Origin of the sequence: Achromobacter denitrificans NBRC 15125, assembly GCF_001571365.1 — a bacterium.
Classification (GTDB): Bacteria; Pseudomonadota; Gammaproteobacteria; order Burkholderiales; family Burkholderiaceae_B; genus Achromobacter; species Achromobacter denitrificans.
In genome coordinates this window covers 137,153-147,895 of sequence record NZ_BCTQ01000015.1, presented here as the reverse complement: position 1 = coordinate 147,895, position 10,743 = coordinate 137,153, and the positions used below count along the sequence as shown (strand labels likewise).

The window sequence follows — 10,743 nt, the reverse complement described above, 5'->3', positions numbered from 1 at the left end:
GCACGCTTTGCGTGCTTGCTGCCCCCCGAGGGGGCTGCGCCGCCTTGGGGCGGCCCGGCGGCGGCGCGGCTATTCTTTTGGAGGGGGGTGTAGGCCCCAGCGCTGCACGTGCTTTGCGTGTGTGTTGCGCTCCGAGGGGGCTGCGCCGCCTTGGGGCGGCCCGGCGGCGGCGCGGCTATTCTTTTGGAGGGGGGTGTAGGCCCCAGCGCTGCACGTGCTTTGCGTGTGTTGCGCTTTGAGGGGGCTGCGCGCTTGTTATCTACGGCAACGGGGTGGGCCCGTTGCCTGGTCTAGATCGAAAAAAACGCGGGAATCCTGCTAGCGGATGAGGCTGAGGAATTCGGCGCGGGTGGAGGGGTTGTCGTGGAATTCGCCCAGCATGACCGAAGTGACCATGGACGAGTTCTGCTTCTCGACGCCGCGCATCATCATGCACATGTGCTGCGCCTCGATGACGACGGCCACGCCGGCGGCGTCGGTGACGGATTGGACGGCCTCGGCGACCTGGCGGCTGAGGTTCTCCTGGATCTGGAGGCGGCGGGCGTACATCTCGACGATGCGGGCCACCTTGGACAGGCCCAGCACCTTGCCGTTGGGCAGATAGGCCACGTGCGCCTTGCCGATGAACGGGAGCATGTGGTGCTCGCACAGCGAGTACAGCTCGATGTTCTTAACTAGGACGATTTCACGGGTGTCCGAGGTGAACAGCGCGCCGTTGACGATCTCGTCCAGGTTCTGGCCGTAGCCCCGGCACAGGTGCCGCATGGCCTTGGCCGCGCGCGCCGGCGTATCCGCCAGCCCTTCGCGGGACGGATCCTCCCCCAATTGTTCGAGAATGGCGGTGTAGTGCTTTTCCAATGACATCGGGGACTCCTGGGGGCTGCGCGCTCATTGCGGCGCTTCAGCGCAAGTCTACCTCAGGCAGCCCGAGGGATTTCCCTGCCTGCCTTTAGGAGGCAGCAAGCAGGCGCGCCGCCCGCGGCGTGGAGGCGCCTCCGCCACCAGGCCGTCCCAATATGGAAGCGGTACGGACCGGACACATGGGCCGCCCCAAGGCGGCGCAGCCCCCTCGGGGCACCAGGCAAGCGTAGCCGGAGAGGCGACTATTTTTCAGCGCAGCGAATGCCTTGAAGAGAAGACTGTTTTGCGGCTCCTCGCAAAAATAGCCGCGCCGCCGCCGGGCCGCCCCAAGGCGGCGCAGCCCCCTCTGGGGGCAGCAAGCACGCGCAAGCGTGCGCAGCGTGGGGGCCCACCCCTGGGGCCCACCCCTGGGGCCCACCTACACTCCGCGGTTCTCCACCGCGTATTTAATCAGCTCCGCCTGCCCGTCTATGCCCAGCTTGCGCTTGATGTTGAGCCGGTGGGTTTCGACGGTGCGCACGGACAGGCCCAGGGCCTGGGCGATCTGCTTGTTGGCGTGGCCGCTGGCGATGTGGCGCAGGACGTCGCGCTCGCGCTGGGTGAGCAGGGTGGCCGGGGCGCTTGCCTGCGACAGGCGCACGGCCACGGCCGCGCTGAAATAGCTGCGTCCGGCCATGACGGCGTCGATGGCGGTGACGATCTCGTGCGCCGGCTCGTCTTTCAGCAGGTAGCCGCGGGCGCCCGCCCTGACGGCCTGCACCATGTACTCGGGGTTGTCGTGCATGGACAGGACCAGCACGGCGATCTGCGGATAGCGCTCGTGCAGCAGGGCGGTCAGCTCCAGGCCGCCCACGCCGGGCATGTTCAGGTCCATCAGCGCCAGGTGAGGGAGGGTGCCGCCTTGCGGATCCTCGGCCAGGCAGCCGGCCAGGAAGGCCTGCGCGGCCGCGGCGTTGCCGGCTTCGCCGACCACGCGCAGCTGGGGCACGGTCTCCAGGCGCAGGCGCAGCCCGTCCCGCACCAGCGGGTGGTCGTCGATCAGCAGGAGTCGGATGGCGTCGGGCTTGTCGGTCATGCTTGGGAACTCGCGGGAGGCGCGGCGGCGGGCAAGGGCAGCCAGGCTTGCAGGAGGGTGCCATGCGCGGTGGAGCGGAAGGTCAGGGTACCCGATAGCGCGTTCATGCGTTCGCGCATGTTGCGCAGGCCGATGCCGCGGCGCGGATCCTGCTGCACCTCGTCGTAGTCGAAACCGCGGCCGTCGTCGGCGATGGTCAGGCGCAGGTCGCGCGCCGAATACGCCAGGGTCATGTCGGCGCGCGTGGCGCCGGCGTGCCGGATCACGTTGGTCAGGGCCTCCTGCGTGACGCGGAACAGGGCGGTGGCGTAGGCTTCCGGCAGCTTGACCGGCTGGCCGGTGGTGCGCAGGCGCACGGCCAGCGGCGGCGCCCCGTCCGGGCTGGGGATGGCGAACTCGCGGCCCAGGTGTTCCAGCGCGGCGGGCAGGCCCAGGTCGTCGAGCAGGGTGGGGCGCAGGTTGTGCGAAATGCGCCGGACCTCGCCGACGGCGGTATTGAGGCGGTCCAGCGCGCCGCCCAGCGGGGTGTCGATATGGGCCAGCGCCCGCCCTTCGGCGGGCAGCGTCTGCCGCAGCCGCTCGCGGGCGGCTTCCAGCGACAGCTTGATGGAGACCAGGACCTGGCTGATGCCGTCGTGCAGCTCGCGCGATAGCCGCGCCCGCTCGTCTTCCTGCGAACGCACGAGCTGGCGGGCCATCAGGCGCAGCTTGGCGTCGGACTGGCGGTGGTCGCTGATGTTCAGGGCCAGGCCGCAGGCAGCCACGCCCAGGATGGACACGGCGGCGATGCCGGCGACCCAGGCGAACATGCTGCGGATGTTGGCCTGCGCGGCGGCGTCGATGCGTTCCAGCGCCTGTTCCACGTCGTCCAGGTAGATGCCGGTGCCCAGCATCCAGCCCCAGCGTTCCAGCACCACCACGTAGCCCAGCTTTTCCTCGGTCTGGTGGGTGGACGGCTTTTCCCACAGATAGTGCACGGCCTCGCCTTGCTGGCCGCCGCGCCGGGCGGCCGTGAGCAGGTTCTGGATGACGGGCTGGCCCTTGGTGTCGCGCAGCTCCCAGAGCTCCTGGCCCACCAGCTCCGGCTGGCGCGGATGCATCAGGTTCCGGCCGCGCAGGTCGTAGACGAAGAAATAGCCGTCGTGCCCGAATTCCATCTGCGCCAGGAGGTCCAGCGCGCGCTGGCGGGTGGCGTCGTCGTCGGCCGAGGCCTGCAATGGCGCGATGGCGCTGTAGGCCAGGCTCACGTAGTGGCGCAGTTCGCCTTCCTTGCTGGCCAGCCAGGCATTCTCCACCACCTGCTTTTCGCGCTGGGCCAGCTGGATGCCCTGCACGTAGACGGCGACCGTGATGGCGGCCAGGGCCACCAGCAGGGGCACCGCCGCCAGCAGCAGGATTTTCAGGCGCAGCTTCATAGGGGATTTGTATCAGCGTAGGAACGCTTGTTGCGATGCATCATTTCGCGGTTCCCGAGAGCACCGGGGCGGGAATCTGCGCGGATTTTACGGTTTTCCGGGAATTATGTTGCGGTGCATTCCGTAATAACACGTAGCCGGATTGCGTAGTTTCGCGCTTGTTGCTGCCAGGGCAAAACGAAATACTAGCGTCCGCGTCGACAGGGCGCAGCGTGGACGCGTGCGTCCGCCACCCCACAACAATGAGTCTGCCTTCCGCGGGACGATAAAAGCGTTTCACGCCAAAAGCATGGCGGGAGGCAAGAGGAGCACTTATGCAAACCAGCAGTAAGGGACTGGGTCAGCACCTGGTCTGGCTGGCGGTTGCGGTACTCGGCGCGTTCGCGCTGGGCACCGTGGCGCTGGCCAGAGGGGAGACCATCAACGCGCTATGGGTGGTGATCGCCGCCGTCTGCGTGTATCTCATCGCTTATCGGTACTACAGCCGATTCATCGCCAAGAACGTCTTCCAGCTGGACCCCACGCGCATGACGCCGGCGTGGAAGCACAACGACGGCCTGGACTACGTGCCCACCAACAAGCACGTGCTGTTCGGCCACCACTTCGCCGCCATCGCCGGCGCGGGCCCCCTGGTGGGCCCGGTGCTGGCCGCGCAGATGGGTTATCTGCCCGGCATGCTGTGGATCCTGGCCGGCGTGGTGTTTGCCGGCGCCGTGCAGGACTTCACCATTCTCTTCATCTCGACCCGTCGCGACGGCCGCTCGCTGGGCGACCTGGTCAAGTCCGAGCTGGGCAAGATTCCCGGCGTGATCGCGCTGTTCGGCGCGTTCATGATCATGGTGATCATCCTGGCCGTGCTGGCGCTGATCGTCGTCAAGGCCCTGACGCATTCGCCCTGGGGCACCTTCACGGTGGCCGCCACGATCCCCATCGCGCTCTTCATGGGCGTGTACCTGCGCTACATCCGCCCGGGCAAGATCGGCGAGGTCTCCATCATCGGCTTCGTGGGCCTGATGGCCGCCATCACCTTCGGCCAGGACGTGGCCGCGCATCCGGTGATCGGCCCGATGTTCGACTTCGACGGCAAGGGCCTGACCTGGATCCTGATCATCTACGGTTTCATCGCCTCGGTGCTGCCGGTGTGGCTGCTGCTCGCCCCGCGCGACTACCTGTCGACCTTCCTGAAGATCGGCACCATCGTCGGCCTGGCCATCGGCATCGTGGTCGTGGCGCCCGAGCTGAAAATGCCCGCGCTGACGCAGTTCGTCGACGGCACCGGCCCGGTGTGGTCCGGCAACCTGTTCCCCTTCCTCTTCATCACCATCGCCTGCGGCGCGGTGTCGGGCTTCCATGCCTTGATCTCCTCGGGCACCACGCCCAAGCTGATCGAGAACGAAACCCAGGCCCGCTACATCGGCTACGGCGGCATGCTGATGGAATCGTTCGTCGCCATCATGGCGCTGGTGGCCGCCTGCGTGATCGAGCCGGGCATCTACTACGCCATGAACAGCCCGGCAGCCGTCATCGGCACGACGCCGGACCAGGTCGCCCAGGTGGTGTCGAGCTGGGGCTTCGTGGTGACGCCCGCCGACCTGGTCCAGACGGCCAAGGACGTGGGCGAAAGCACCATCATCTCCCGCGCGGGCGGCGCGCCCACGCTGGCCGTCGGCATGGCGCACATCCTGCACCAGGCCATCGGCGGCCCGGGCATGATGGCCTTCTGGTACCACTTCGCCATCCTGTTCGAAGCCCTGTTCATCCTGACGGCCGTGGACGCCGGCACGCGCGCCGGCCGCTTCATGCTGCAGGACTTGCTGGGCACGTTCGCGCCCTCGCTCAAGCGCACGGATTCCTTGCCCGCCAACCTGATCGCCACCGCCTTGTGCGTGGCGGCCTGGGGCTACTTCCTGTACCAGGGCGTGGTGGATCCGCTGGGCGGCATCAATACGCTGTGGCCGCTCTTCGGCATCGCCAACCAGATGCTGGCCGCGATCGCGCTGACGCTGGGCACCGTGGTGCTGTTCAAGATGAAGCGCGACCGCTACGCCTGGGTGACGGTGCTGCCGACGCTGTGGCTGCTGGCATGCACGCTGACCGCCGGCTGGCAGAAGCTGTTCCATCCGGATCCCCGCGTGAGCTTCCTGGCGCATGCCGACAAGTACAACGCGGCGATCGCCGAGGGCAAGGTGCTGGCTCCGGCCAAGTCGCTGGCCGAAATGTCGCGCGTGGTGATGAACGACTACATCAACGCCGGCCTGTGCGCGATCTTCATCTTCGTCGTGGTGAGCATCGTGGTGTTCGGGCTGCGTTCGGTGCAGCGCGCGCGCAACGAGAACAAGCCCACGGCGCGCGAAACCCCGTACGAGACGCTGCCGGTCGCGGCCGCGGCTGGCGCGGACTGATCCCGGGAGGCCCCGCATGCTGTTTGGCAACATGAGTTCCGCGGCCGGCGCGGCCGGCCGCTACCTGGGGCAGACGCTTCGGCTGATGGTGGGCGTGCCCGACTACGAAACGTATGTCGAGCACATGCGGCGCACGCATCCCGACCGGGAGCCGATGAGCTACGAGGAATTCTTCCGGGAGCGCCAGGACGCGCGCTACGGCGGGAAGAAGCGCATCGGTTGCTGCTGACGAAGGAAAGGCCTCGCTTGCGAGGCCTTTTTCATTGCGACGGGCGGTGTTGCGGCGCGCGGCCTTAGGAAGCCCGCATCCGGCGCCCGGTCAGCGCGCGGCCCCGGGCGCGCCGGCGCGGCGGCGCAGCTTTTCCGAATAAGCGATCAGCGGGATCGCGCCCAGCGCGCACAGCGCCATGACCAGGAAGCCGCCGGGGGCGTGGCTGCGGTAGAGCGCGCCGCCCAGCTGGATGCTGGCGAACATGAAGACGCCGCCCGACAGCAGGGCATAGAGCGCGATGGCCGAAGTCTTGCAGGCCGCCGGCACGTGGCGGGCGATGTACCACATGATGGCGGCGTTGTTGCCGGCCAGGGTGAAGCACTGGAGCAGTTGCAGCGCGGCGATGAAGGCCGGGTCCGTGGTGGCCGAGAGTCCGGCCCAGCGGATCGCGGTCATGATGGCGGAAACCAGGATGAGCCATTGGGCGCCGGTGCGGGCCAGGACCTTGGGCGCCAGGAAGAAGAACAACACTTCGCTGGCGACGCCGACCACCCAGAGCAGCGAGATCAGGGCCGTGGACAAGCCGGCGCCCGTCCAGTAGAGCGTGGAGTAGGAATAGAGGAAGCCATTGCTCGCCTGGACCAGCGAGGCCGCGCCGATGCACAGCAGCAGGGGGCGGTCGCGCAGCACCTCGCGCATCGGCAGGCGCACGCGTTCGGCGGGCGCTTCGTCGGGGGCGGGCCGGGCGGCCTGGGGCAGCAGCCGCACGCAGGCCAGGCAGGCCACGATCAGCAGCACCGACAGCCAGATCACCCAGTCGGCGTCGAAGGTCTTGATCAGGTAGCCGCCGGCCACGGTGACGACGGCGAAGCCCAGCGAGCCGCAGGCGCGCATGATGGTGTAGGCGCTGCGCCCGCGCCCGCTGGCGATGGCCATGCGGTCCATCAGCGGCAGGACGGCCGGAAACACCGCGTTCAACAGCAGCGTGACCGCCAGCAGCCAGGCGGGCGCCGCGCTGAACGGATAGCTGGCGAACAGCAGCAGCGAGGCGGCCAGCGCCGCGGCGATCAGGATATGCGCCTGGCCGGTCTGGTCGGCCACGTGGGCCACGACCGGCGTGGACAGGATCTTGGGCAGGAAGGACGTGGCGACGATCAGGCCGATGACGGCGGGATCCAGGCCGCGGCTGGCGAACCACAGGGGCAGGAAGGGGATGCTCACGCCCTGCAGCCCGTAATACAGGAAGTAGAACCCGTGCAGGGCGATGGCGCCCTGCCTGGGGTCGGGATTGCCGCGCATAGCGATGAATGGATTCGGCTGAATGGACGCGGCGTAGCATACTCCTAGCCGGGCGGGATTTCAGGACAGGCGCCGACTTGATCCAGGATATTGGCAAAAACGCGCGGGTGGATTTACGCTAGGGCAGTCGCGGCGCCTTACCCCTGCGCCGCGCGTGCGTTTTCACCATCAATCCTAGGAGTTGCGACCCATGGCCAAGAAACTGGATGAGAAGACCACCAAATCCCTGAAAGAGCGGCGCAAGCGGCCGCTGGCTACGCCGACCGACCTGGCGGCGGCGGCCACCAGGGATATCTCCGCCGCGTTGAACCAGATACTGGCGGACGTGTTCGCGCTGTATCTCAAGACCAAGAACTTCCATTGGCACGTCAGCGGGCCCCATTTCCGCGACTATCACCTGCTGCTGGACGAGCAGGGCGACCAGCTCTTCGCCATGACGGACCCCATCGCGGAACGCATCCGCAAGATCGGCGGCACCACGCTGCGGTCCATCGGGCACATCGCGCGCTCGCAGCGCATCGCGGACAACGACGCGGATTACGTGCAGCCGCTGGATATGCTGGCCGAGCTGCGCGAAGACAACAAGGTCCTGGCGGCGGCGCTGCGCGAAGCGCACAACATTACCGACGAGCACCGCGACATTGCCAGTTCCAGCCTGATCGAGAACTGGATCGACGAAACCGAGCGGCGCACCTGGTTCCTGTTCGAGGCCAGCCGGGAAGGCGATTCGACGGGGCATTGAGGCGGCCGCGATAGCCTGATTGATGCAGGCGGAAAAGCTGGCCGCGGCAACGCGGCCAGCCTTGCGCTTGCGCCGCGGCGCCGGCCCGGCGCGTCAGCCGTGCTTGCCGAAGCCGCCGCTGGCCCACTCCGAAGCGCGCTGCACGCTCAGCTTGTACGTCGGCGCGACGTTCGTCTGGGCCAGCTGTTCGCCGGATTCGTCATAGGCGCTCAGCACGGCATACGGCTCGTCTTCGTCCGGAACGATATCCAGCTTGACGGTCAGGCGGCCGGCGGCGCTGTCGATCCTGACGCTCTTGTGCAGCGTGGCATGCAATTGCTGTTCGTGGCGGCGCAGCACTTCCTTGGCGGTCTTGACCAGCGTGATGAAGGCCGGGGAGTCGAGCGGCTTGGGGTTCTTCTTGTCGCGGCCCATGGTCCATGGACCCACCAGGGCGGGCTCGGCTTGCCCGTCCATGGTCATTTCCACCGCCCAGCCATCGTCGTCCTCGTTCTTGATGATCCGGGCGGTCCACCCGTCATCGCGCCAAAGCGTGGGCTGCTGTTGGTCCCCGGGTTGGTCCGTGTCCGGAATGCTGGCGTCGTTCACTGCGGTACTACTCCTGGATTCGTTGCTCGCGAACCCAGCATTGTCGCCCATTACCGCCAGCGGCCCAAGATTGCCGACCGCCTGGCTACCTGGCGCGCGCTTTCCCGATCAAGGCCTCGACCGCCGGCGAGTTGCCCCGGGTGCGGAAAGCCAGGGCCAGCTTGACGTCGCGGTCGAAGCCGGCGATGCGGCGATACGTGATTCCCGGCGGCGACAGGCTCAGGATGGAGTCCGGGGCCAGCACGACCCCGTAACCGGCCGCCGCCAGGCTGACCGCGGACATGAAATCCTTGACGCGCTGATACGGCCGGTCGGGAAAGCCGCCCTGGCGGGCCAGGTCCGCCAGGATTTCCGAGAACCCTTCCTGTTCGTCAAACTGCGGAATGATGAAGGATTCGCCCGCCAGGTCCTGGGGCAGAAGCTCATCCTTCAGGCGCAGGATGTGGTTGTCGGCCATGGCGACGGCCAGATGCTCGACGTGCATGACGACGGCATCCACGCCTGGCGGATACTCGCGGCGCGCCCGCAGCACGCCGATGTCTATGGCGCCGTTTTTCAGGCTTTCCAATTGCGTCGGCGTGTCCATGGGGGCGATCTCCAGCCGCACGGCGGGATGCTCGGCCCGGAAGGTCCTCAGCAGGCCGGGCAAGGCGCCGCTGGTAACGGCGGAGGCCACGAAGCCCGCCTTCACCACGCCGACGAGTCCGCGCGCCGCGAGCAGGCCTATCTGAACCGCCTGGTCGATGTGCTGGAGCGCGATGACGGCATGCGCGTGGAAAGTCCGGCCCGCGTCCGTCAGCGTTACCGGCTGTCTCTTGTTTCGATGCAGCAGCTTGATTCCCAGCTGGGCCTCAAGCTTCTGGATGGCGACGCTCAAGACGGACTGGGAGACGCCCAGGCGGTCCGCCGCCTTGGAGAAGTGCAGGCTTTCCACCACGGCCACGAAGTAGCGGAGGGTGCGTGTTTCGACGTTTTGGTCGTTCATGCGGTCAAGGTGCGGGTCAATCCCGGAGCCCGAGGCTCAGGCCGTCCGGGTCAGGCCGCGGGCTGGCATGACGCCCAGAAGGCATCGAACAGCATGCTCTGGTGCTGGGCGTGCTCCGCGCTTTCGATGATGAGGCCATAGTTTTCGCGCTTGGATGAAATCATCGCGACGCAATTTCCGTAGATCAGGGTGGTCATCGCCACGCTGGTCCCGGCCGGCGCCCATCGCAATTCGCGCAGTTCGGCTTCGCTGGCGGGCCAGATGTCGTCGGTATCGCGGCTGCGCGAACGGATCACGCGCATGCTGATGCCCTTGGCGATGCGCGCGTCGCGGTAGCGATTGATCTCGTCCAGGCCCGGGACTTCACGCAGTTCGGACATCGAAAAAGTGGCCCGCAGAGGGACCGATGCGTTCAGGCTGTCCCAGAGCACGGTGCGGATGCCCTCGGCGCCTTCGTAGAAGCGCGTCCTGGGCTTGCCCTTGGCCTGGTTATACATGGACCTGAGTTCCGGCATCATTTCCGTGACCAGGACGCGCCGGGCAGCCACGTATTCGAGCAGTACGGAGGGGTCGTGCGCCACCACGTGGCGCTTGCGGTCTGCGCCTTCGATCCTCAGCAGGCCTTCCTCTTCCAGCCTCAGCACCGCGTCGTAGGTCGTGGTGCGCGCCAGGCCGGCGCTGGCCGCGAGTTCGGATACCGGGACTTCGCCCAACTCGATGGCGGCCCTGTACACCCGGTAGAGATTGCCGCTAATGCCCAGCCGCCCGAGCTTCTCTTCCAGATCCATCCCTTACGCGTCTCCTGTTTATGGGCCGACCGGTGCGCGACCCGTCGGCGGTATGCCTGAAGCGGCTAGACAGTATCAAACGGCGCAACCAGTGTCCACGTATTTTGATGTCGGAAATAACCGACGTAATTGGCATAAAGTCTATGAAATGGCTTTGTTTTGCGTTGGCTAAATAATAAAAACACAATAAAAACATATAGATAAAAGAGTTATAGGGTTAACCCAAAGCGCGATTTCATTGACGGATAAAACCGTTATAAATACACTTTCCGCTCGTTGGACAGGCCCGCGCCGGGTGGCAGCAACCCCGGGGCGCGGGCCGCGCGCCTACAAACGTGTTGTGTATACGAACGAGGGGAAGCAATGAAATTGATAGG

General features: G+C 66.6%; 10 protein-coding genes. 3 read left to right on the top strand and 7 right to left on the bottom strand.

The features are described 5' to 3' along the window. Nucleotides 1-318: 318 nt before the first annotated feature. The 3 genes from folE to ADE01S_RS14735 form a co-directional block, all read right to left on the bottom strand. Nucleotides 319-864 carry a GTP cyclohydrolase I FolE gene (gene folE / locus ADE01S_RS14745; RefSeq protein ID WP_062682444.1) on the bottom strand — a complete coding sequence of 182 codons (546 nt, stop codon included), beginning with the start codon at nt 862-864 and terminating at the stop codon, nt 319-321. Between the two features lie 415 nt (nt 865-1,279). Next, nucleotides 1,280-1,936: a response regulator gene (locus ADE01S_RS14740; protein WP_062682443.1), complete on the bottom strand. Its 657-nt coding sequence runs from the start codon at nt 1,934-1,936 to the stop codon at nt 1,280-1,282. Continuing rightward, nucleotides 1,933-3,351, bottom strand: coding sequence for a cache domain-containing protein (locus ADE01S_RS14735; protein ID WP_062682442.1), 1,419 nt, complete (start codon nt 3,349-3,351; stop codon nt 1,933-1,935). The genes ADE01S_RS14740 and ADE01S_RS14735 overlap by 4 nt, the downstream gene beginning before the upstream one ends. 314 nt (nt 3,352-3,665) lie before the next feature. Here ADE01S_RS14735 and ADE01S_RS14730 point away from each other — a divergent pair, with 314 nt between their 5' ends. Then, nucleotides 3,666-5,753: a carbon starvation CstA family protein gene (locus tag ADE01S_RS14730; RefSeq protein WP_062682441.1), complete on the top strand. Its 2,088-nt coding sequence runs from the start codon at nt 3,666-3,668 to the stop codon at nt 5,751-5,753. A 16-nt stretch (nt 5,754-5,769) separates the two neighbouring features. Next, nucleotides 5,770-5,982: a YbdD/YjiX family protein gene (locus tag ADE01S_RS14725; RefSeq protein ID WP_087881491.1), complete on the top strand. Its 213-nt coding sequence runs from the start codon at nt 5,770-5,772 to the stop codon at nt 5,980-5,982. Nucleotides 5,983-6,072: 90 nt separating this feature from the next. On the opposite strand, the gene ADE01S_RS14720 is transcribed toward ADE01S_RS14725, so the two are convergent. Next, nucleotides 6,073-7,263, bottom strand: coding sequence for an MFS transporter (locus ADE01S_RS14720; protein WP_062682440.1), 1,191 nt, complete (start codon nt 7,261-7,263; stop codon nt 6,073-6,075). 190 nt (nt 7,264-7,453) lie between these two features. Here ADE01S_RS14720 and ADE01S_RS14715 point away from each other — a divergent pair, with 190 nt between their 5' ends. Then, nucleotides 7,454-8,005 carry a Dps family protein gene (locus ADE01S_RS14715; protein WP_062682439.1) on the top strand — a complete coding sequence of 184 codons (552 nt, stop codon included), beginning with the start codon at nt 7,454-7,456 and terminating at the stop codon, nt 8,003-8,005. A gap of 93 nt (nt 8,006-8,098) precedes the next feature. Here ADE01S_RS14715 and ADE01S_RS14710 read toward each other — a convergent pair whose 3' ends face one another. The 3 genes from ADE01S_RS14710 to ADE01S_RS14700 all read right to left on the bottom strand — a co-directional run bounded on the left by ADE01S_RS14710 (nt 8,099) and on the right by ADE01S_RS14700 (nt 10,366). Next, on the bottom strand, nt 8,099-8,593 hold the full coding sequence (locus ADE01S_RS14710; RefSeq protein WP_062682438.1) for a hypothetical protein: 495 nt from the start codon (nt 8,591-8,593) through the stop codon (nt 8,099-8,101). Between the two features lie 85 nt (nt 8,594-8,678). Next, complete coding sequence (locus ADE01S_RS14705; RefSeq protein ID WP_062682437.1) at nt 8,679-9,578, bottom strand: LysR family transcriptional regulator; 900 nt, start codon at nt 9,576-9,578, stop codon at nt 8,679-8,681. Between the two features lie 50 nt (nt 9,579-9,628). Continuing rightward, complete coding sequence (locus ADE01S_RS14700) at nt 9,629-10,366, bottom strand: TrmB family transcriptional regulator (RefSeq protein WP_062682436.1); 738 nt, start codon at nt 10,364-10,366, stop codon at nt 9,629-9,631. Nucleotides 10,367-10,743 lie beyond the last annotated feature (377 nt).

What these genes read in the sequence shown, in the direction of transcription:
- ADE01S_RS14735 (WP_062682442.1), bottom strand. Translation starts at nt 3,351, where the DNA reads ATGAAGCTGCGCCTGAAAATCCTGCTGCTGGCGGCGGTGCCCCTGCTG.
- folE (WP_062682444.1), bottom strand. Translation starts at nt 864, where the DNA reads ATGTCATTGGAAAAGCACTACACCGCCATTCTCGAACAATTGGGGGAG.
- ADE01S_RS14720 (WP_062682440.1), bottom strand. Translation starts at nt 7,263, where the DNA reads ATGCGCGGCAATCCCGACCCCAGGCAGGGCGCCATCGCCCTGCACGGG.
- ADE01S_RS14740 (WP_062682443.1), bottom strand. Translation starts at nt 1,936, where the DNA reads ATGACCGACAAGCCCGACGCCATCCGACTCCTGCTGATCGACGACCAC.
- ADE01S_RS14715 (WP_062682439.1), top strand. Translation starts at nt 7,454, where the DNA reads ATGGCCAAGAAACTGGATGAGAAGACCACCAAATCCCTGAAAGAGCGG.
- ADE01S_RS14700 (WP_062682436.1), bottom strand. Translation starts at nt 10,366, where the DNA reads ATGGATCTGGAAGAGAAGCTCGGGCGGCTGGGCATTAGCGGCAATCTC.
- ADE01S_RS14725 (WP_087881491.1), top strand. Translation starts at nt 5,770, where the DNA reads ATGCTGTTTGGCAACATGAGTTCCGCGGCCGGCGCGGCCGGCCGCTAC.
- ADE01S_RS14730 (WP_062682441.1), top strand. Translation starts at nt 3,666, where the DNA reads ATGCAAACCAGCAGTAAGGGACTGGGTCAGCACCTGGTCTGGCTGGCG.
- ADE01S_RS14705 (WP_062682437.1), bottom strand. Translation starts at nt 9,578, where the DNA reads ATGAACGACCAAAACGTCGAAACACGCACCCTCCGCTACTTCGTGGCC.